The organism is Acinetobacter sp. ABJ_C1_1, assembly GCF_044684115.1.
In the GTDB taxonomy this organism is placed as follows: Bacteria; Pseudomonadota; Gammaproteobacteria; order Pseudomonadales; family Moraxellaceae; genus Acinetobacter; species Acinetobacter nosocomialis_A.
This window is the reverse complement of record NZ_JBITPU010000025.1, coordinates 1-21,704: the sequence shown is the minus strand read 5'-3', so window position 1 is coordinate 21,704 and position 21,704 is coordinate 1. Positions and strand designations below refer to the sequence as shown.

Below are 21,704 nucleotides of genomic sequence, written 5' to 3'. Positions count from 1 at the left end.
CACCGATGATGTCAGTAACAGTACCAAGTGGATTACCACCAGTTACGCCGCCAGTCACACCACCGATAATATCAGTAACAGTACCAAGCGGATTACCACCAGTTACGCCGCCAGTCACACCACCGATAATATCAGTAACAGTACCAAGCGGATTACCACCAGTTACGCCACCAGTCACACCACCAATAGCACCAGTCACACCGCCAAGAATGTCAGTTAAAATACCAGTCGCAGTTGTACCATTGGTAATGAGCGTGTTGACAATACCAGTTGCAGATTGGGTAGCGCCTTGAATATCGCCACCTACTAAATCAGATACAACCTCAAGCGCACCATTTACAGTGTCGCGAGATGTTTCGAAAGTTAAAGTGCCGAGGTGAGCAATATCAGTAACAGGGTGCTCAGTTTGAGGAAGTACACCAACTACAGTGTCTGCAACAGTATTAATACCTGTATTAATAATGCTGGTTTTTAGGCTTTCCACACCTTGAAGAACATCGATGCCGCCTTGAACCACATCAACAACTGGGGAAATAGGTGATGTACCACCACCAATAATACCGCCTGTCACACCACCGATAATGTCAGTAACAGTACCAAGTGGATTACCGCCAGCACCACCAGTCACACCGCCGATAGCCCCAGTTACACCACCAATAATGTCAGTTACTACACCAACTGGATTACCGCCGGTCACGCCACCAGTTAAACCACCAGTCAGGCCGCTGATAGTGCCAGTCACACCGCCAAGGATGTCGGTTACTGCACCGACTGGATTGCCGCCAGTCACGCCACCAGTTAAACCACCAGTCAGGCCGCCGATAGTGCCAGTCACACCGCCAAGGATGTCGGTTACTGCACCGACTGGATTGCCGCTAGTAGCGCCACCAGTTACACCACCAACAGCACCTGTTACGGTACCCACTACACCAGAGACTAAGCCTGTTGTCTGAGAAACGGTATTGGTTACAGTTGAAACAACATTAGAAAGTAAGCCTGATGTTGAAACATTTCCAGTAGCAATATTTATATCGGAAACGTTTACATTAACAGTAGAACCTGTGTTTACAACAGGATTCACTGATACAACATTACTCAAGTCCTGAGTAACTTTTGTTATTGAAGATACGAGAGTTTTCAGTAAGAACATGATGGTCTATTTCCTGTATATTTATGTATTTTTAAGTAAGTATTTATTTATTGCGTTAGGCAATTATTGAGATATGTTTCTCAATAATTAAAATTTAGTATTGGGTAGATCTCAAAAAGTGTCAATCCATATTTCTACTCAAATAATTTGATACTTATAATATTTTGACAATTAGATATTCATTCTGATTTAGACATAAAAATAATAATTTTTTTTATAATATATGGTTTAAAGATGAGTGTATTTTCCTCCATTTTTTATTATTTTTATAATTATTAGTGCTAAATAGTTTTATTTATAAAAATAATTTTGCATAAGTAGAAATATATTATTTATATAATCCTGACTAAAAAACTAGGCTTTTGATTCTGTCAATTTGGTCAAAATGTCCAAATTGGATAAAAGAAGAGGGCACCTTTAATTGAAAAAAAATATTTCAAATATATTTTATGGACAAGAAATTCCCCTTTTTAGGAAAGCTAGGCTACCAAGATATTTTGTTATGGCTAAGAACTAGACGCTTGATGACAAAAAGATGAAAAAGTCCTTTCTAAAATAGAAAAACTGCGTATAATGCCCTCCATCAAGTACGCGCTCATAGCTCAGCTGGATAGAGCACTTGGCTACGAACTAAGGGGTCGGGAGTTCGAATCTCTCTGAGCGCACCACTTGAATAATTAACCGCTATATATAGCGGTTTTTTTGTGCCCATTTTTTATGATTCTAATAAAAAAGCTGGTGCACATGACAACCAGCTTTAAAAAGATCTAGATTCAAGGATTATCTATTAGCCGAATGTTTTAAAACGGTTTGCATCGTCAATAAAGGCTTTTTCACCCGCGTTACCTTCAATAGAACCAAAAACTAACTGAGCTCTTAGCTTCCATTCAGCTGGGATATAGAAAGCAGCATTAATTTTCTCATCAATAATTGGGTTGTAGTGTTGCAATGAAGCACCAACACCTTGTTCAGCTAATACGTTCCAAACTGCAAATTGAGCGATTGCTGTTGAGTGCTCAGACCAGATTGGAAAATTATCAGCATAAGCTTCAAACTGTTCTTGTAAGCCTTTAACTACGTTCTGATCTTCATAAAACAAAACTGTGCCTGCACCAGCGGCAAAACTTTGAATTTTTTGTTCTGTTCCAGATACAGCTTCAGCTGGGATAATACTTTTTAAAACTTCTAGAACTATATCCCAGAATTTTTGATGTGATTGTCCAAATAAAATAACAGCGCGAGATGATTGAGAGTTAAATGCAGAAGGGCTATGTTTGATTGCTTCTTGAATTAACTTTTCAATTTCACTATTTGATTGGTTTAAGTTATTTCCAATTGCATAAATAGAGCGGCGGTTTTTAATGAGTTCTATAAAAGAAGTTTCATTTGAAGATTTTAGCTCTTGAGCGGCTTTTAAAGCCACATCTTCTTGAGCTGTCGTTTTTTGATTTAAGCCAAATAGTTTTGCAAAGAAAGACATGACGGATTCCACTAAAGAGACAATAGAAACATTCTATAAATTTAAGAATATGAAATAAGCCTTATAAATATGAATCTACGTTCTATATATGAAACGAGTAAACAACTTGTACGAATGAAAGCTTTATCGTGTGAGCAAAAATAAAAAATCACTTTTGATTCATTTTAAAGCGTAGATGAATATGCTCTAATAGTTTCGATTTATTCAATATTGACACATAGTGATGACCGAGCAAAAAAGCGCTTTATCTTTACGTTATTATTTAAATTTAGAAGAGTCTCAAGACGGGTTTGGCTTGGTGACATTCGGAAAGAAACAATTCACACGTTTTTTAACCCCTGTTATTAGTATTGCAATTGTTATTTGGGGTTTTTATTTAGGCTTATCAGGCGTTGGTCGCTACTATGTTGCTTTGGGTATTTTTTTCCTGATTATGCAAGGTCTAATGCGCTATTGGCTTTTACCTATGATGTTCAAGCGTCAGTTTGTACGTTATCAATTTGGTAAGAGTGAGCAAGGGATCGATTTATACCAAGATTATTTTGAACTCTATGCTGCTGGTCGTAAACAAGTCGTACAGTATGGCGATGTGCAGACTTTTGCTAAGGGTAAACTGACTTATATGCTTGAGTTAAAAAACAAAACGGTCATTATTGTACCGAAACGTGCCTTTGCTCAAGTTTCAGATCAAACTGTATTTGAAAATACATTTAAGAAATAAGTTATTAGAATTATTAGTCGCAACAATAAAGGAAGCCTCATGAAAACACGTCCTTCAAAAATCGTTTGTGTGGGCAGAAGTTATGCTGATCATGTAAAAGAGCTGAACAATGCAATGCCGGGACGACCAGTATTGTTTATCAAGCCACCAAGTAGTTTGATTGGTTTAGATGAAGGTATTTCGTGGAATCCATCTTGGGGTAGTTGCCATTTCGAATGCGAATTTGTTTTGCGTATTGATAAGCCACTAAAAGGCGAAACTGATCCGCAAAAAGTATTGCAAGCTATTGGTGCTGTAACTTTAGGGTTAGATTTAACTTTGCGTGATATGCAAAATGAATTAAAAGATAAAGGTCAGCCTTGGGAAAGAGCAAAAGCATTTGATGGTTCATGTGTACTTGCGGACTGGGTAGATGTAAGTGAAATTACCAATTGGGAAGAGACCAAATTCACTTTCCATATTAATGATGAATTGCGTCAAGATGGTAATACTGCACTGTTAATGTTTACTATTGGCGAACTTTTAACTGATATTAATCAGGTGTTTTCACTTGAATCAGGCGATGTCATTATGACGGGTACGCCAGCAGGAGTGGGGCCACTGCATGCTGGTGATCAGCTAAAAATGACTTTGAAAGGTGCTACTCAAGATTTTGTTTGGGAAACCTTTGTTAAAGCATAATTTGATTTAAATCGCTAAGTTTTGAACCCTATTATTGAACTGATAATAGGGTTTTTTATTGTCTGGATATAGAAGATTTTTATATGAATAAATAATCTTATTTTCTATTTCTCTTCAAAAATTGTTGAAAGTGGAATAGAGAGTTTAGCTGCCAAATAGTCATTGGACTCAACTAAAGCTGGGCCGATTTTTTCCATCCATTCGTCATCATCATGCACATTTAATACATCTGGGCGTAATGGAAGTGGATAAGGTAATGCGGTAAAGAAACTCCAAAAGTCGACTTGAGATAAATTACGGACTAAAACATATTCATCTTTATCTGTGCGTTTAACCAAATTTTGCTCTTCGAGTAAGACAACATAAGCGGGCCACCGGCCAATTTCGCCACGGCCTAAAATTTCTAATGCTTCTTTATCATTTACACTTTCACCAAGTTTTTGCTTTTTATAAAATAATTCTAAAATATCGAGTAGCATGAGTACTGGATGTCTTTTTTGTTCTTTGCCTGAATGAAAAGCGGTAAGGGCAAAACTCACCTCGACACCGAGTAATACAATATTCCAAGATAAGAATACCCATAATAAGAAAATAGGTACTGCTGCAAATGCACCATATATGATTTCATAACTGGTGAAGTTAGACATCAAAAAGCCGAATAAATTCTTAAGTATTTCAAACAATACAGCACTCAAACACGCGGCAATTGCTGCTGAAAATAAGGGAACTGTGCGGTTGGGAATGGTCCAATATAAAATAAAGAATCCCAAAACAGTAAGAACAAAAGAAATAAGCCAAAGTAGAAATGCACCATCAAGTTGATAACCCGTGAAGTTATTACTTAATAAGTTCATTGATGCAACGGTTGATGAAATAACAAATGCACTACCTAAAATAATGGGACCAAGCGAAATAATGGTCCAGTAGCGCATAAAGCCTACAATGCCGCTACGAGTTTCTTTTACTCTCCATATGCGATTAAAGGCAGTTTCAATTGTTGTCAGCATTAAAACTGTGGTGACAAATAGAAACAGCACACCAATCACAGTTAAATTACTGGATTTTTCGGTAAAAGCATTGAGTGCCTTATCAAATGCAATGGTGCTTTTAGGTAAAAAATTACTATAAATTAGGTGCTGCAACTGTTGTCTAGCAGGTTCTAAGGCTTTAATTGAAGAAATAATAACTAAAAATACTGTTAGCATCGGCACAACAGCAAAAAGAGTTGTATAGGTGAGAGCACCAGCTTGTTCTCGGCAGCGATCAGCTTCAAAACGCTTAATTACAAATAAAATAAATTGAAACCAGGTCTTGTTATAAAAAGGAAGTCTCTTCAAAAAACGTTCTAACATGCGTCATCTATCCCGATTTTTTTAATCATGATGTGGGTGATTGATATTCACCGGTGTATTCGGTTGAGAACACTATCTTTGATGTGGGTAAACTTTAACCTAAAGAATAAAAAAGTATTCTGAAAGTTCCGTATGTATCATCGTAACAAAACGTAGTAAAAAGCTTTTACCGATATTTGTTACTGTTGCCCTTAAAAATCAATCACCTCTAAAATTTCATAAAATTGGCTTCGCCAAAAAAATAAAAAATATCGTATAGTGTTCTTTTTAACAAAATTCATGAAACCGATGCAACCTTACATTCTTGTGCTTTATTACAGTAAATATGGTTCTACTAAAGAAATGGCGCATCTTATTGCGAATGGTGTTGAAGCTGCAGGTATTAATGTAAAAATTCGCACAGTACCTAATATTGCAACAGTAGTAACAGAAGCTGAACCAAGCATTCCTGAAGAAGGCGATATTTATTGCACTTTAGAGGACTTAGCCAATTGTGCAGGCTTGGCACTTGGGTCTCCAACTCGCTTTGGTAACATGGCAAGCGAAATGAAATATTTCTGGGATCAGACCACAAGCCTTTGGTTAAATGGGGCTTTACACAACAAACCAGCATGTGTTTTCACTTCTTCTGGTTCAATGCACGGTGGGCAGGAAAGTACTTTATTAACGATGCTACCACCTTTGTTTCATCATGGCATGATGATTTTAGGTTTACCAAATTCTATTCCTGCATTATCGAATACAAAAACAGGTGGAACGCCGTATGGTGCTAGCCATGTAAGTGGTCCACGTCATGATCAAGGTTTAAGCCAAGATGAAAAGCTTTTATGTGAAGCACAAGGTAAACGTTTAGGTGAAATCATAAAAAAACTTCACTCATAATCTTATAAAAATAAAAAAAGAGCGGAACTCCGCTCTTTTTCTACTTAAATAATTTTATTCTTTAATAAAAGTTACTGTGCCATCAGTAAGTGATTTAACTCGTGCTAAAGATTCAACACGGTAACCTTTTTCAAGCAATAAATCACGGCCTGGTTGGAATGATTTTTCAATCACAATACCAACACCTACAACTTCTGCATTTGCTTGATGAATTAAGTCAATCAAACCAAGTGCAGCTTGACCATTTGCCAAAAAGTCATCAATTACTAAAGCTTTGTCGCTTGAGTTGATGTGCTTGTTTGAAATAGCAATCGTACTTTCAGTTTGTTTAGTAAAACTAAATACTTTAGCGCGATATAAATCGTCTTTTAAAGTGAGCGATTGATATTTACGAGCAAAAATCACAGGTACACCAAGTTCTAAACCTGCCATGATTGCTGGCGCAATACCTGAAGCTTCAATGGTAATAATCTTGGTAATCCCTGCATCTTTGAAGCGAGCGGCAAATTCTTTACCAATCTGCTGCATGAGGACAGGGTCAATTTGGTGATTTAAGAAAGCGTCGACTTTCAACACTTGATCAGATAGAACGATACCTTCTGTTAAGATTTTCTGTTCTAGTGCGTGCACGGGAGAATCCTCTAGACGGATGCTTTTAAAGCAAATGCGTATTTTAAAAAGCATCCGAAAAAATGCAAGCTTTAATTCGTTTTACCGCTATAACTTGTTAATAACAAACCATAAGATGTTTTGCCGTCTATATGACTTACTTTAACCGGTAAGTAGTCTAATTTAGGTGCTAACCAGAAAATAGTACTGCGATCTGGTCTGCCGTGTTCTAAGACCACTTTTACAGTGTCAAAGGTGCCATAAGAGGTTTTAACTTTTTCATTGCCTTGTTTTACAAAACGGCGGTTTTCAACTTCTTTTGCATCTGCAAGAGGGTAAGAAGATTTGAGTGAACCATTTTTTAAATCTTCACGAACTTGTAATTCAGCATTTAGCTCGTCAAGTACGCCAGGCTGCCAAGCAAATGAGCGGGCTTTATCATCTTTCTTCGTGCTAATTGTCTTATTACCAGGGTTAAAATTAATATTCATAGTGTTGTTATGAATTAAAATTTTACTAGTACGACTAAAGCTTTGTGAACCAATTTTGCCATTAGCAAAACTAAATTTACTTGTTTCACTTGCAGAAGCGATTCCACCAGCTTTTGCAGTGAATAGATAAGTCCAGTTATTTCCTTGTTGACTAAGTGCGCGTGTTGCTGAACCCATGCCTTTATTATTATAGGTAAACTGATAATTTGCCTGAAATGGGCTCATGGCAAGTGCATGGCTAGAGAAACTTGCAATAAGCAAAGTTGTCGAAATACCAGTTGCGATGCTGAATGATTTCAGAAATTTTGTTGCCATAAGTAAATATCCTTGTACAGACTGAAAGGTCAGTGCTGATGCATCTATGACTTTTGCATATTATGCCTGCTGATCATGGAGAAAAAATCAGGATTTATGCTAAATATGTAATCTCTTTGTGTTTTTTAACAATAAATTTCTTTAGCTCATACAGTTGTTATGCATCTTTTTGCTGTATTGGCGTAATTTCAGTGTCTTCCAGATCATCCTCAAAGTCATCATCTTGATCTCGGAAAAGTAAGGCAGCGAGATTAACGTTACCAAAGACGACCAATTCTGCTTCACGAACCCGTGCATAGTTAATATGAACTTTGCCCAATGTTTCAATAATGCTGGCTTTTTTACCGAACCAACGGTTCAGGTCTAGGAAGATAAGATCATCTTTTTCTTGGGCTACGTTAAAACGCTCCAAAATCATACCCAATGGGTCTTTTTTTAGAATTTTGTGATAGTAAAAAATAGCCGCTTTTACAGCAATTTTTTGCCAGAAATTTTTATATTTAGCTTCTACAATTTGCGTGTTACTAATTTGCTCAAAAACTATAAGTTGCTGTTCTTTATTAAATTCCATCTGAATCAATTTTAAATCGACAGATAAAGTCGTTTCTAAACCTTTGACATGCATGGTGGCATAGAGCCTTAACCAATCATGATAAAGATCTGCGTGTAGATCATCTAAAAACTCGACATTATTCGTTACGTAACGTTCTAAGGTCGCATTTAGAAAAGTTTGCGATAATGTAAAATCTCTTTCTTCCTCAATGAAGGCTTCAGCTTTTCGGTAGACTTTATGAAGACGTTTGACTAATGAGGAAAATAGCGTTTGCATAAAAGAACTTCCAGATGATGATTTACTAAAGAATCAACACAATCTTTATTATGATAAAAAACAGGTTTTGATATTGCAGTGTAACAAATTTAATTGATACATTTTCACAAAATGAAAATGGATAAAAGCTCATATTTGAAGTGAATCACATTTTTATCCATATTTGAATATCAGTTTGTATTTTGTTCGGTATTGATACCGTGGGGAAAAGGCATTTATATGCTTTTAAGATTATGTTGAAAAAAAGAAGTCTTTCTATAGAGCCTTTTCATTATTGGTGGCAAGACCGAGTCTTTATTGTCGCAATAATACTTGCAATCTTACTGCATACTTTTGTGCTGCTCATCCATTTTGCGATGCCTGCGCCATCAGAACAATCAACTAAAGAAATCGCGATATCTATTCGTCCTACTGAAGATGTGGTTAAGCATGCAGATTTTTTAGCTCAAGCAGACCAGCAAGGTTCAGGAGCATTTCGAGCAGCCCATCGGATGTCTAGTAACTCCCCAACACCTATGCCGACTGATGCTTCAACTGGAGAAGCTCAGTTAGAAAGTTTAGAAAAAGTACAGCAACAAAGAGAACTTAAGTTTGAAGAAAAAGTACTCATGACTGTGTTGAGTTGGCAGAAACAAGCAGAGGAGAGCCAAAGGAAAAAAGCACTTGAACAGTTACAAAGCCAGTTCCAGGCCAAAGCTGCAATGGTCGCGAGCCTTGAAGCTCAATATTTGCAACGTCAGCAAGATTTCAGTCGCCAACAGAAAATAAAAACAGTCGATGGTATTCAAGCCAAGAAAGATGCCTCAGCAGCTTATTTAGATAAATTCCGTGAAAAAGTAGAACTTTATGGTAATCGCTATTATCCAGAAGAAGCTAAACAACAACAATTAAAAGGTGAAGTTCGCCTTATGGTGATTTTGAATGCTCAAGGGGGAATCCGTGCAATTCGTTTACTTGAAAGTTCAGGACATCCAATTTTAGATGAGGCAGCAAAGGCATCAGTACGTCGGGGAGCGCCGTTTGGCCGTTTTGATGCAAATATGAAAGATATTTCGGAGCTTCGTATTATTCGTACTTGGCGTTTTGATCCAGCTGAAGCTGAATTTGAGGTTCATTAATGAAAAAATGTGGATAACTTTCAGGATATCCACATTTTAAAAATAAATTAAGAGGCTAATTACGCGTTTAATAGTTTTAGAGAAATTGATTATTCCTGATACGGATTGGCAATATTGAGTTTAGCTAAAATTTCGATCTCTAAGCCTTCCATTTCTTCTGCATCTTCATCACTGGTTTCATGGTCATAACCCAGTAAATGCAGAACACCATGTACTAAAAGATGGGCAAAATGATTTTGTGAAGTTTTCTTCTGTTCTAAAGCTTCTTGTAATACCACAGGGATACAAATCACTAAATCGCCCAACGGTAATGCATCAAGCATAGGTAGGACTTCTTCAGGAATATCGCTTGGAAATGAGAGAACATTAGTGGGTTTATCTTTCTCGCGATATTGCAAGTTAAGTTGATGGCTTTCTTCCAAATCAACACATGCAACACCAATTTCACAATCTTCTTTGTAGCCAACGTGGCGTAAAGTTGTTTCAATAATTTTTTTGAGTTGAGCTCGTTTGAGCTCTAACTCAGGTGATTGAAAGTCTTGTTGTAAACTTAAACTGATTTTCAAAGTGAATCCTTAAGCATCCTGATGTTGCAAGTCTGCTGCTGTATCGTTTTCAGCAACTAATGCCTCTTGACGTGCTTTACGTTCAGCACGTGCTTCAGCATTAAGACGCTGTTGTTCACCATCCCAACCTTCATACGCTTCAACAATTTTTTGAACAAGTTGATGACGTACAACGTCGCGAGAATGGAAACGGGTAATATGAATTTCTTTAATATTCTCAAGTACACGTAGCGCGTGCGCCAAACCAGATTGTTGGCCTCGAGGTAAATCTACTTGGGTAATGTCACCTGTAATCACTGCACGAGAGCCAAAACCTAAACGGGTCAAGAACATTTTCATTTGTTCTGGCGTAGTGTTTTGTGCTTCATCCAAAATCACAAATGAATGGTTAAGCGTACGGCCACGCATATAAGCAAGAGGCGCAACTTCAATCACTTGACGTTCGATTAACTTGGCGACTTTTTCAAAGCCCAGCATTTCGTAGAGGGCATCGTAAAGAGGGCGTAAATACGGGTCGATCTTTTGGGTTAAATCACCCGGTAAGAAACCAAGCTTTTCTCCTGCTTCTACAGCAGGGCGGACAAGTAAAATCCGCTGGATTTCATTACGCTCTAACATATCTACTGCGGCGGCAACTGCTAAATAAGTTTTACCTGTACCAGCAGGACCTACACCAAAAGAAATATCGCTTTGCAAAATACGTTGTACATAGCGTTTTTGATTGGCACCACGTGGATTAATACGACCTTTTCGAGTCTGAAAGTAGACATCCATTGGCGCATCATGTTCTTCCATCTCTTCACCGACTAACTCGAAATTACGTTCAGTTTGTGAAGATTGAATCAAGAGATGTAACAGATCGGCACTGATTTGCTGGGACTCCTCAGTTTCTTCGTAGAGTCGTTGCAATAACGCTTCGGCTCTCCCAACAGCATCTATCTCACCATCGATATGAAAAACATCTCCACGATGAGTAATTTTGACATCTAAACGCTGTTCGATTTGCTTAAGGTGCCCATTATAGGCACCCAAGATGCTCTTTAAACGTTCCATTGAAATTTCAGGAAATGTTACGGTACGTCGAATCGCTGCAGTCAAGAGAAAACCTTTCAGTAGACTTTAGAATACCTCTACATTACGCCACGTCAGGCTCAAGATTCAAGAGTTCACCGTAAACTAAATTTAAAGTTTTAATTTCAGTAATCTCGATCTCTGCAAAACGACCAATCCAAGAAGCGTCGCCTACAAAAGTCACTAAACGAGTGTTGTCTGCTGTACCTACTAAAATATTAGGGTCTTGATCAGATACTTTCTCAATCAGTACACGTTCAATTTTGCCAAGCATTGCGTCAGTTTTCTCGATACTTGATTGCTTAATGACTTGTTGAACTTGTGCTAAACGTTCTTTTTTAACGTGTTCAGGAGTTGTATCTGGTAAGTCAGATGCTGGTGTGCCAGGACGTTTTGAGTAAACAAAGCTATAAGAGTGGTCAAAGTCTAAATCTTTGATAAACTGCAATGTTTCTGCAAAGTTTTCATCAGTTTCACCCGGGAAACCAATAATAAAATCGCTCGATAAATGCATATCAGGGCGTATTTTACGTAACTTGGCAATCTTATCGATGTATACATCAATAGTGTGATTTCGCTTCATTGCTTTAAGTACATCGTTAGATCCACTTTGTACAGGCAAATGTAAGTGTGAAACCATTTGAGGTAAATCTTCATAACACTGGATAAGTTCATCAGAGAACTCAAGTGGGTGTGAAGTTGTATAGCGTAAACGGCCAATACCCGGAATTTCTGCAACGAGTCGTAACAATTCAGGGAAGGTACAAATGCCACCTTCGAATGTTTCACCACGATATCCGTTTACATTTTGACCAAGTAAGCTGATTTCACGAACACCTTTTTCAGCAAGACCTGCGATTTCTGCAAGTACATCATCAAGTGGGCGAGAAACCTCTTCACCACGAGTATATGGAACCACACAGAAGGAGCAGTATTTAGAACAACCTTCCATAATAGAAACGAATGCTTTGAAACCTTCTACCCGTGGTTCAGGTAAAAAGTCGAACTTTTCAATATCAGGGAATGAAATATCAACGAGCTTAATCTTGTCTTTTTTCGGCTTTTCCACTTGTGCATGATGTTGGTCAAGCATTTGTGGTAAACGGTGCAAGGTTTGTGGGCCAAAAATCATATCGACATACGGCGCACGCTTTTGAATGTTGTCACCTTCTTGAGATGCAACACAACCACCTACACCAATCACAAGGTCAGGATTTTGCTCTTTTAGTTTGCGCCAACGGCCTAACTCACTAAATACTTTTTCTTGTGCTTTTTCACGGATAGAACACGTATTCATGAGCAGAATGTCTGCTTCATTAGGGTTAGTTGTTAAAACATAACCGTGAGAATCCCCTAAAAGGTCTGCCATACGGTGACTGTCATACTCATTCATCTGACACCCTTGCGTTTCAATATATAATTTCTTTATTGAAACGTCAGTGGTGTGCGTTGGCTGGGTAACAGTGTTTTCTGAGGCAGCTTTGGCACCATTGGGAATGAAGGTTTGAACCGTCATGTAGGCTCCTAACAGATCGATCTAGATAAATAATAAAATGACCCAAAACGGGTCAAACCAATCATTATAGCAGTATTTGTGCCGGACAGATAACAATAAACTGCCATAAGCTGCACATGATTTATGGAGACAAATGACATAAATTTTAATGATGTCGAATCAGATAGTTACATAACACAACAAAAGAATGCACGAAGAATAATTAAACTATGCCTAAAGGTGGATAGTCAGGGTTTAGCGCATTTATGAGACCAGGTAAAAAGAGCTCATCAAACAAGAGTCGTGTGATGAAAAATAAATATGCACATCGTAGCTGGTTAGGAGCTGTGTGTTTACTTGGTTGTTCATTGTCTTATGCAGCAGAAGAACAATTTAACGATGCATTAAATGCCGCAAATAGTGGTAATACCGCCTTATTAGACCAATATCAGGCAGCAATGCAAAATGATGTATTGGGTTATTACCCTGAATATTGGAAACTAAACAGTAATTTAGGCTTTCAATCTCCAACGTCAATTGTAAGTTTTGCCCAGCGCTATCCTCAATCTGCTATGGCAGAGAAACTTGCAGCAGATTATGTTGAAGAAAAAGTTAAACAAGCTGACTTTGTATCTGCACAACCACTTTTATCTTACGTGTCTAACCCAGATCCAGCCGAAAATTGTGCTTTAGCACAGGTAAGAGCTAAAAGTGGCGATGCATTAGTATTTGCAGAATATAAAGATGTCTGGTTAGCAACAGAATCACAACCAGAGTCATGTGTTGGACTTGGCCGTATGATGCTTTCTAGTCCATTAATGAGTACGCAAGATAAACAGCAACGCCTTTGGGTGCAGCTACGTTCAGGCCTGTCGGGACAGGCACTTGCTACAGCACAGACTTTGGGTATGAATTTGTCTTTGGCTCAGCTTAACCAAATTCAGGCGAATCCTCTTAATTATTTATGGACCGCCCCAAAAACTAATGATGTAGATTATGCCTATTTGATTTTTGCATTAGGCCGTCTAGCAAATAATGATTTAAGCAATGCTTTTGCGAATGTACAGCGTGTGGCGCAAGGTACTCCAGAGAATGTACAAAAGTATCTCTATCGCACCGTAGCCTATATCGGTGGCACCACGGTGATGAAAAACAACTTTAACCGTGAAGTTCTTCAATACTTCGATGCAAGCTATGGTTATCCGCTAAGTCCAGAAGAAGCTGAAATTTATGCACGACAAGCGATTCGCTTTAGCGCATGGGAAAGCTTAATTCGTGCGATTGATAGTATGACGGTTTCACAGAAACAAGAAGATCGCTGGCAATATTGGTTAGCCCGTGCAACAGAACAACGTGGCGATAGTAATTCTAAAAATACGGCACAACGTATTTATAAAAAATTAGCTGAAAGTGGCGATGATTATCACAATCTTCTTGCAAAAGACCGTTTAGGTGTACGCTATAACCATCAACCTTATAGTGATGAACCGTCTGCAAGTGATTTACGCCGTTTAGACCAAAATATTCACTTTAACCGTGCATTTACTTTAAGACGTATTAATGCAAATCCAACGTATACCAACCGCGAGTGGAATTGGGCAGTTCGTCAGGCATATCTCCAGCATGACGATGGATTATTATTAGCTGCAGCGAAGCGTGCTCACGATATGGGGTGGTATGACCGTGCAATTTATGCAGCAGATCGTACAACGAATAAACATAACGATACCTACCGTTATGTAACCCCACATAAGACCAATGTCGTAAGCCATAGTTACAATGCTGGAATTGATCCTGCGTGGGCTTATGGTTTAATGCGTCAAGAAAGTCGGTTTGTTACCTCGGCGCGTTCTCATGTAGGAGCTGGTGGTCTTATGCAAATTATGCCTGATACAGCAAAGTTGATTGCTCGTCAGATGGGGGAGACATATAATCCGGCGGCGTTAAGTGAAATGAATACCAATATTCGTTATGGAACATTTTATTTATCAATGATTCAAGGGCAGTTAAGCAATAACCCAGTTTTAGCAACGGCAGGTTATAATGCTGGCCCGAATCGTGCAAGACGTTGGCAACCCGATTACCAACCGATTGAAGCTGATCAATATACAGAAACCATTCCATTGCTTGAGACCAGAGATTATGTCAAGCATGTCATGACAAATGCGACACATTATGGAGTGGTGTTGGGGCAAGGCGCTCAGTCGCTGATACAGCGTATGAAAGTCATTCCAATGCGATCATCACCTTAATTTTAGATGATGAATGATGGAACATTCTTTTAATTGGCATAACCAAGTTTTAATTAAATGAAATATAGATATCTAGGACTTCATCCAATATCGCAACTTGCATGGTGGTTCATCTGTGCAAGCATTGGATTGATGAGTTCTGTTTTACATGCGGAACCTGTAAACGTGCAAGGTTATGTCATGCATGTACAGATGACGCCTGCTGTCTGTTCGCTAGATCCTTCTAAACAGAAGCAGCGTAAATGTCTGGAAGGATATTCACTTACCATTACAGGTTTAATGCCTGAAACAACCAGAACGGACTGTTCAACGGAAAGTTCTGCCACACTTTCACCACTGCAAGCTAAAGTCGTTGCTCGAGTGATGCCAGACAATAATGCTCGTGTGCAACTTTGGAAGAGTGTAGGTGGCTGTGTACCTATGAACGCGAGTCAGTATTTCCGTACAATTATTAACTTCGCTGAACGATTAAAAATACCTGCTAATTTAACCAGTTCTAGTAACGTAGAAATGCAACAATCTACATTACGTCAACAATTTACAAAGCTTAACCCGAGTTTGCCACAAAATGGCATTCGTTTTTCTTGCCAACTTTCGCGCTCAGATGTTGTGCTTACAGAAGTTAAAGTCTGCTACACGGTAAATGGCCAATATAAGCAATGTTCAAATCATGTGGTCTCTAATTGCCCAAGCGAAATTACGATTAAAGGTAGCTATTAAGAGTAGCTACCATTTCCTCAAAAAATGCTCACCATACATTGAATCTATTTGTAAAGATTAATTTGTATTTTCTATCAGACTTTTGGTGAAAATGAGTCGCTTTTACATGCATCTGCAACTTCTTTAGAGTACAATCTTTGCCGTTTATGATGATTTGGTTAGATAGAATCGCTATTTAGCCCGATTAAGGACACTCATTGGAGACAATTACATGAAGCAACCCGTTCGTGTTGCCGTGACTGGCGCTGCAGGTCAAATTGGTTACAGCTTATTATTCCGTATCGCAAGCGGTGAAATGCTAGGTAAAGATCAACCAGTTATTTTACAATTGCTTGAAGTTCCAGTTGAAAAAGCACAACAAGCGCTTAAAGGCGTAATGATGGAACTTGATGACTGTGCTTTCCCTTTATTGGCTGGCATGATCGGGACTGATGATCCTAAAGTTGCATTTAAAGATGCTGACTATGCATTATTAGTTGGTTCTCGCCCACGTGGTCCTGGTATGGAACGTGCTGACTTGTTAAAAGTTAACGGTGAAATCTTCATTGGCCAAGGTCAAGCATTAAACGAAGTTGCTAGCCGTGACGTTAAAGTATTAGTTGTAGGTAACCCTGCAAATACAAACGCTTACATCGCAATGAAATCTGCTCCAGATCTTCCAGCGAAAAACTTCACAGCAATGTTACGTCTTGACCACAACCGTGCATTAACTCAAGTTGCTCAAAAAGCTGGTGTTGCAGTTGCTGACATCGAAAAATTAACAGTTTGGGGCAACCACTCTCCAACTATGTATGCTGACTACCGTTTTGCAACTGCAAATGGCGAAAGCTTAAAAGACAAGATCAATGATCCAGCTTGGAACAAAGACGTATTCCTTCCAACTGTTGGTAAACGTGGTGCTGCGATTATCGAAGCGCGTGGTTTGTCTTCTGCTGCTTCTGCTGCGAATGCTGCAATCGACCATATGCGCGATTGGGCACTTGGTACAAACGGCAAGTGGGTAACTATGGGTATTCCATCTGATGGTTCTTATGGTATTCCTGAAGGCGTTATGTTCGGTTTCCCTGTAACAACTGAAAACGGTGAATACAAAATCGTTCAAGGTTTAGAAATCGATGAATTCAGCCGTGAGCGTATCAACTTCACTCTAAACGAGCTTGAAGAAGAACGTGCAGCAATTGCTGACATGCTAAAATAATTCATTAATTAAATGAATTGGAAAGCACTCTCTTGTAGGGTGCTTTTTTATATTTGAAATTTAATAAGAACACACAAAAAACAACAAGAAAATATAGACATAGATATGCAACTAACATCTATTGTTGCTAGATTATTGAAAAGAAGCCATGGGAGAATAACAATGTTTGAACAGCAACCGACATTACAACTTTTATTTGAGCAATTGGGTTTAGATGCTGATGACGCGAGTATTGAGAATTTTATCAAAACGCATCAGTTACCTGCTGAACAGAAGTTACATGAAGCACCTTTTTGGTCACAAGGCCAAAGTGATTTCCTAAAAAGCCATTGGGAAAAAGATGATGAATGGATTGTCATCATTGATGAGCTCAATGAGCAATTACACGAAGATAGTGTTAAAAAATAAAAAAATAAAAGGCCTGTTTATAAATAAAAGGCCTTTTACAATTTACCCTTTAGTGAATTTTGGGTTTTAATAAATCTTTGTACCATGGCTCATGCCGTACTGGATGAAATACTGGATGCTCATGAACTAACTCAAGATCACATTGGGCAGTTGATAAATATTTTGTAAGCCAATGACGAGTAAGAGCAGGTTTTTCCTGCGCTGCTGAAGCATAAGCCAAGAAGAAATATATATCACTATGGTGATGGTGAGCTAAGGGCTTTAAAATTTGCTGTGCAATAAGCGCAAAGCGTTTTTCTTTATTTAATTCAAAGTAAATCATATACGCTTTAGCTAAATGAAGAGATAAATTCAAATATAAACTCATTGGCATTTCATCGTATTCCATACGAGCTTGCTCAAGCAAAACAATAGCTTCTTGCAAAAAATGAATTTGCTCTTGGCGAACACGGCTTAATACAACGAGCTGCATACGTAAATCTGCACGTTCCAAAGCAAGTTCGGGCGTATTCTCAGTTAAATAGAGTTGGTCTGTTTCACCAATTCTGCTTACAATCATTTTTGTTTCAATAGACATACGCCTTCGCCCTTTTTAATCAATAGCTCTTATATCGGGTTTATTTAAGAAATTTAAAGAGCATTCTTCTAAACCCAAATCGAGTTTCCACTACGAAGCCAAGCTGTAATTGATAGACGCTGCTGTTTAGAAACTAAAACTTCATGAAGCAAATCACTCTGGAATATAACTAAGCGATTAGGTTCTGGTGTAATAATGTGCCAAATATCATTCTTGTCCTGCAAGCGTAGTTGTCCCCCCCAATCATCCTGCCATTCAGGATGCAAATAATAAACAGTAGAAATAATACGATCATTTTTTTGTTGAGGGTTATCTCGATGTAATGCATAAAATTCACCTGCGTTATAACAGGCAAAATGCGCCTCAACCTCTTTAATTCCTAAAAAGAAAGCTTGATTTAGATGTTGGCAAAATGAAGTTAGAGTTTCTACGTGTTGTTCAGCAACAGGAAGTGATTCATTAATCCATAAAATATGATCGCTTCGAATTGTACTCACCACTCCATTTTGGATACCAGCTTCACGAAACTCATCAAAGTGATGACTACACTCTTTGGCAACTTGAGTATGATATTCACTAGAGTAGGCATGATTCACAATTGCAAAACCATGTGCATTTAAGTCATCTAGAATCTGATCCAGATTCCAACTGTCAGGAAGTGGTTGATAGTGCATATAACCTCATATCGATCGTAAGAAAATCAAGCAGCCTTATTTTAGATGATCACAACCTTACGAAAGAATATTTTTTTCATGTTAAACTATTCGTTGAATTGAGGAATTAAAGTCAACATGAATTACCGTCACCATTTCCATGCGGGCAACTTTGCAGATGTTATGAAGCATGTGCTTTTGCTACAGCTTCTCAACCGTTTAAATGCTAAAGATAAACCTTATCGCTATATCGATACGCATGGAGGGGCTGGAAAATATGATCTATCTCAAGCACCTGCACAAAAGTCAGGAGAATTCCTAACGGGTATTCATCGTCTTGTACAGCTTTCTGAAATGGAAAAGCGTCAAGCTCCTGAAGCAATCCAGCAATACTTAAAACTTGTAGAAGAATTACGTAATCAAGAAGGTAAGGGAAGCTATCCTGGTTCTCCTTGGTTTGCTTTACAAGGTATGCGTGAAATTGATAAAGCGACTATATTTGAAATGCAGCGTGATGTTTTTCAGCAATTACGTCATAACATTCGCGATAAACGTGCAGGTTTACATGAGCGTGATGCATATGAAGGCTTGCTCGGTGTAATTCCGCCAAAAGAAAAGCGCGGTCTGGTTATGATTGACCCGCCTTACGAATTAGAGCGTAAAGACTTTCCGCAATTAGTTGAACTGTTACAACAAGCTCATAAGAAATGGCCGACAGGTGTTTTTGCAGTTTGGTATCCAATTAAAGACCGCGCAATGATTGAACGTTTTGAAAAGAAAATGTTCAAAACTGGAATTCGCCGTCAATTAATTTGTGAAATTTGTGTATGGCCAGATGACACACCTGTAGGTTTGAATGGTTGTGGTTTATTAGTGATTAACCCACCATGGCAGTTCTCTGAACAAGCTGACCAAGCTTTACAGTGGTTATTCCCGCACTTACGTATGCAAGAAACGGGTGGGCATGCTGCTGTTCGCTGGTTAGTGGGTGAGTAACAGTTAACTTAAATCAATGCACATGTTTGGAATAGAAAATAATGACAAATGCGCCTAAACCAGAGCAAGATTTAACTCATAATGAACATTCATTTGATGGGATTACGTTCGAAGTGGTTGAAGAAGAAGATAATCCGGAAGGACAAAAAGTGAAGCGCCGAGGTATTTATCTTTGGCCTAACTTAATTACGACAGCCGCTTTGTTGTCTGGTTTCTATTCCATTATTGCAAGTATGAATGGTGAATTTACGCAAGCGATTTATGCCATTTTCCTTGCCGCTTTGTTCGATGGGTTAGATGGACGTGTTGCTCGAGCTATTGGCGCTCAAAGTGCTTTTGGTGAGCAATATGACTCTTTATCTGATTTATTAGCATTTGGTGTCGCACCAGCAATGCTAATGTATAGCTGGAGTCTCCATGACTTAGGCCGTATCGGCTTAGCATGCTGTTTTGTTTATACTGCCTGTGCAGCATTCCGTTTGGCACGTTTTAATGTTCAAATTGGAGTGGTTGATAAACGCTATTTTATTGGTATCGCAAGCCCATTAGCTGCAATTATCATTATTTCGCTTGTATGGGTGGCTCGTGATTATCCGTTCATCTTCGATTTACGTGATATTGCGATTCAAGTTATTAATGCGGTAATCATGGTTGTTGTTGGTTTACTCATGATTTCCAATATTAAATACTATTCCTTTAAGCAAATGGACCGCAAACGTGTTCCTTTTGTAGTTATGTTGCCGGTAGTACTGATTTTTGCAGCAATCACTTATAATATCCCAATGGGTATTTTGATTGTTTCAATCATCTATGCTCTATCAGGTTTTGTAACCACACTTTTAGCTAAAAAAAATAACGAGACTATCAAAACATAAATTAGACGAGGTTCAGTATGCCTAAGTTGATGAGTCCAATAAATCAATTGCAGCAACTGAGCCTCAACTCAAATGAGGGTGTTGTTTATCAGCCTGCTAGAGGCTTCTTTAAAGTTGTCTATCAAGGCTTAATCCTTCCAAACTTACCTGCACCACTTCGTTACTTTAATTATATTAGTCTAATCGGGCAGCCTAGAATTCCCCTTTGCTATAACGCAAACAGTATTGTCACTTCACCAATTGATACAGCAACAGTATTAGTTAGTAATAGTCTACACAGTGTAAGTCACTTAAAAACTTATTCCATTCGAAGACAATGTCAGCTTACCCCTAGTCATTATCAATTTGATAAAACAGATCTTATTGAATGGCAAATTCCAAGAGTTCAGCTTAGACGAACAGATTCTGAAATGAGTTGTAATTTAATTGTCCAAATGCCTTCGGACATTTCGAACTCATCCGCATTGCAGTGGGGGATATCTGATTACTGGTCTGTTTTGTGCTATTGCGAAGGAGAGATTTTATATAAAGGGCAGAAATATGAAGTCAATGGATTAGGACGTTTTAAACATGCTCGGGCCTTACATTTGCCTTTCTTATCTTTATGTTTTTATACATGCCAAATTATTAATTTAAATGAAACAACGCAAGTCACACTTTCTCAAATAAGAAATCAATGGAATATTAATCTGTTTTCACGTTTAGATATTCAAGAACTAGGGAAGTCAGCCGTCACACTTACCGAAGATGTCAATTTCCATATTCACCGGGTTTATCCAAAAGTTGTAACACCTCATGGACGAGAAATGTATTTACCTCGAGAATTCTCTTGGCAATGTAAAAAAAATGGAAAAGTTATTTTTGAGCTCTATGCTGAAAGTCGTGGTGATTACAAATTTGGATTAGCTGCAGGGTATATTGGAAGTTTCCGTTATCAGTTAAGTTGGAATGATCAATGCCTTCAAGGAGAAGGTGGATATTGTGAATACATCGATTGCCGGCCATTAAGATGGCAAGAGAAGAATCAAGATGAGAAAATTTTAGATAAATTGATGCTTTTACAGCCGTGTTTATATAAAAAATGAATATTTTTATCATTTTTGGTTAAAAAGCGAACTGTCGTTGCACTAATTTTAAAAAAGGGCTTGCAAAGGGTTCTTAATCCTCTATAATGCACATCCATCGGCGGTGATGCAGATAGAAACTTGTTGAAAAACAGTTACTTGGAATTGAGTTGATTGCTTTAAGTGATGAATTTGATGTTA

20 protein-coding genes, 1 tRNA gene and 2 pseudogenes are annotated in these 21,704 nt (G+C 38.2%); 12 read left to right on the top strand and 11 right to left on the bottom strand.

What is annotated here, in order from left to right; all coding sequences use genetic code 11:
- Positions 1-1,150, bottom strand: a pseudogene (locus ACG59Z_RS18165) (hypothetical protein); the annotation flags it as partial.
- Between the two features lie 591 nt (positions 1,151-1,741).
- Here ACG59Z_RS18165 and ACG59Z_RS18160 point away from each other — a divergent pair.
- Positions 1,742-1,818 (top strand) — tRNA-Arg (locus tag ACG59Z_RS18160).
- 119 nt (positions 1,819-1,937) lie between these two features.
- Here the strand turns inward: ACG59Z_RS18160 and ACG59Z_RS18155 are convergent.
- On the bottom strand, positions 1,938-2,630 hold the full coding sequence (locus tag ACG59Z_RS18155) for a nitroreductase family protein (RefSeq protein WP_311069284.1): 693 nt from the start codon (positions 2,628-2,630) through the stop codon (positions 1,938-1,940).
- Positions 2,631-2,853: 223 nt separating this feature from the next.
- On the opposite strand from ACG59Z_RS18155, the gene ACG59Z_RS18150 reads away from it, so the two are divergent.
- Together ACG59Z_RS18150 and ACG59Z_RS18145 are read left to right on the top strand one after the other, a co-directional pair.
- Complete coding sequence (locus ACG59Z_RS18150; RefSeq protein WP_263614639.1) at positions 2,854-3,351, top strand: YcxB family protein; 498 nt, start codon at positions 2,854-2,856, stop codon at positions 3,349-3,351.
- A gap of 39 nt (positions 3,352-3,390) precedes the next feature.
- Positions 3,391-4,032 carry a fumarylacetoacetate hydrolase family protein gene (locus ACG59Z_RS18145; RefSeq protein ID WP_263614638.1) on the top strand — a complete coding sequence of 214 codons (642 nt, stop codon included), beginning with the start codon at positions 3,391-3,393 and terminating at the stop codon, positions 4,030-4,032.
- 104 nt (positions 4,033-4,136) lie between these two features.
- Here ACG59Z_RS18145 and ACG59Z_RS18140 read toward each other — a convergent pair whose 3' ends face one another.
- The gene (locus ACG59Z_RS18140) at positions 4,137-5,384 is read right to left on the bottom strand and encodes a YihY family inner membrane protein (RefSeq protein ID WP_311069283.1); all 1,248 of its coding nucleotides are present in this window, start codon (positions 5,382-5,384) and stop codon (positions 4,137-4,139) included.
- A 288-nt stretch (positions 5,385-5,672) separates the two neighbouring features.
- Between ACG59Z_RS18140 and wrbA the strand changes: the two genes are divergently transcribed.
- Positions 5,673-6,266, top strand: coding sequence for an NAD(P)H:quinone oxidoreductase (wrbA, locus tag ACG59Z_RS18135; protein WP_400200635.1), 594 nt, complete (start codon positions 5,673-5,675; stop codon positions 6,264-6,266).
- 54 nt (positions 6,267-6,320) lie between these two features.
- Here wrbA and ACG59Z_RS18130 read toward each other — a convergent pair whose 3' ends face one another.
- The 3 genes from ACG59Z_RS18130 to ACG59Z_RS18120 all read right to left on the bottom strand — a co-directional run bounded on the left by ACG59Z_RS18130 (position 6,321) and on the right by ACG59Z_RS18120 (position 8,510).
- Positions 6,321-6,896, bottom strand: a complete 576-nt coding sequence (locus ACG59Z_RS18130) for a xanthine phosphoribosyltransferase (RefSeq protein ID WP_107972704.1) — start codon at positions 6,894-6,896, stop codon at positions 6,321-6,323.
- Between the two features lie 71 nt (positions 6,897-6,967).
- Positions 6,968-7,681 (bottom strand): DUF3108 domain-containing protein, encoded by a 714-nt coding sequence (locus tag ACG59Z_RS18125; RefSeq protein ID WP_077163571.1) that lies wholly within the window; start codon positions 7,679-7,681, stop codon positions 6,968-6,970.
- Positions 7,682-7,838: 157 nt separating this feature from the next.
- The gene (locus tag ACG59Z_RS18120; RefSeq protein ID WP_311086357.1) at positions 7,839-8,510 is read right to left on the bottom strand and encodes a hypothetical protein; all 672 of its coding nucleotides are present in this window, start codon (positions 8,508-8,510) and stop codon (positions 7,839-7,841) included.
- Positions 8,511-8,743: 233 nt separating this feature from the next.
- Here ACG59Z_RS18120 and ACG59Z_RS18115 point away from each other — a divergent pair, with 233 nt between their 5' ends.
- Positions 8,744-9,628, top strand: a complete 885-nt coding sequence (locus ACG59Z_RS18115; RefSeq protein WP_400200634.1) for an energy transducer TonB — start codon at positions 8,744-8,746, stop codon at positions 9,626-9,628.
- 89 nt (positions 9,629-9,717) lie between these two features.
- On the opposite strand, the gene ybeY is transcribed toward ACG59Z_RS18115, so the two are convergent.
- From ybeY to miaB, 3 genes are read right to left on the bottom strand one after another with little or no spacing between them, the layout of a single operon-like run.
- Entirely contained in the window at positions 9,718-10,194 is a 477-nt protein-coding gene (gene ybeY / locus ACG59Z_RS18110) for an rRNA maturation RNase YbeY (protein ID WP_396481621.1), read from the bottom strand.
- 9 nt (positions 10,195-10,203) lie between these two features.
- Complete coding sequence (locus tag ACG59Z_RS18105; RefSeq protein ID WP_002050786.1) at positions 10,204-11,292, bottom strand: PhoH family protein; 1,089 nt, start codon at positions 11,290-11,292, stop codon at positions 10,204-10,206.
- Between the two features lie 37 nt (positions 11,293-11,329).
- Positions 11,330-12,781 (bottom strand): tRNA (N6-isopentenyl adenosine(37)-C2)-methylthiotransferase MiaB, encoded by a 1,452-nt coding sequence (miaB, locus tag ACG59Z_RS18100; RefSeq protein WP_400200633.1) that lies wholly within the window; start codon positions 12,779-12,781, stop codon positions 11,330-11,332.
- 287 nt (positions 12,782-13,068) lie between these two features.
- Between miaB and ACG59Z_RS18095 the strand changes: the two genes are divergently transcribed.
- From ACG59Z_RS18095 to ACG59Z_RS18080, 4 genes are all read left to right on the top strand, one after another.
- Positions 13,069-15,012, top strand: a complete 1,944-nt coding sequence (locus ACG59Z_RS18095; RefSeq protein WP_396464045.1) for a transglycosylase SLT domain-containing protein — start codon at positions 13,069-13,071, stop codon at positions 15,010-15,012.
- A gap of 57 nt (positions 15,013-15,069) precedes the next feature.
- Positions 15,070-15,732, top strand: a complete 663-nt coding sequence (locus tag ACG59Z_RS18090) for a ribonuclease I (RefSeq protein ID WP_396464047.1) — start codon at positions 15,070-15,072, stop codon at positions 15,730-15,732.
- 211 nt (positions 15,733-15,943) lie between these two features.
- A complete protein-coding gene (locus tag ACG59Z_RS18085) occupies positions 15,944-16,930 on the top strand; it encodes a malate dehydrogenase (protein ID WP_002050778.1) in 987 nt (328 codons plus the stop codon).
- A 162-nt stretch (positions 16,931-17,092) separates the two neighbouring features.
- Entirely contained in the window at positions 17,093-17,338 is a 246-nt protein-coding gene (locus tag ACG59Z_RS18080) for a DUF2789 family protein (RefSeq protein WP_400200632.1), read from the top strand.
- Positions 17,339-17,387: 49 nt separating this feature from the next.
- Here the strand turns inward: ACG59Z_RS18080 and ACG59Z_RS18075 are convergent, their stop codons facing one another.
- Positions 17,388-17,915, bottom strand: a complete 528-nt coding sequence (locus ACG59Z_RS18075; RefSeq protein ID WP_151740416.1) for a hypothetical protein — start codon at positions 17,913-17,915, stop codon at positions 17,388-17,390.
- Between the two features lie 68 nt (positions 17,916-17,983).
- Entirely contained in the window at positions 17,984-18,589 is a 606-nt protein-coding gene (locus tag ACG59Z_RS18070; protein ID WP_400200631.1) for a 2OG-Fe(II) oxygenase, read from the bottom strand.
- A 117-nt stretch (positions 18,590-18,706) separates the two neighbouring features.
- Here ACG59Z_RS18070 and ACG59Z_RS18065 point away from each other — a divergent pair, with 117 nt between their 5' ends.
- The 3 genes and pseudogenes from ACG59Z_RS18065 to ACG59Z_RS18055 all read left to right on the top strand — a co-directional run bounded on the left by ACG59Z_RS18065 (position 18,707) and on the right by ACG59Z_RS18055 (position 21,570).
- The gene (locus tag ACG59Z_RS18065; protein WP_151740418.1) at positions 18,707-19,564 is read left to right on the top strand and encodes a 23S rRNA (adenine(2030)-N(6))-methyltransferase RlmJ; all 858 of its coding nucleotides are present in this window, start codon (positions 18,707-18,709) and stop codon (positions 19,562-19,564) included.
- 41 nt (positions 19,565-19,605) lie between these two features.
- Complete coding sequence (gene pssA / locus ACG59Z_RS18060; protein WP_002050746.1) at positions 19,606-20,439, top strand: CDP-diacylglycerol--serine O-phosphatidyltransferase; 834 nt, start codon at positions 19,606-19,608, stop codon at positions 20,437-20,439.
- Between the two features lie 17 nt (positions 20,440-20,456).
- Positions 20,457-21,570: pseudogene (locus ACG59Z_RS18055) on the top strand (DUF6670 family protein).
- Positions 21,571-21,704: the final 134 nt, after the last annotated feature.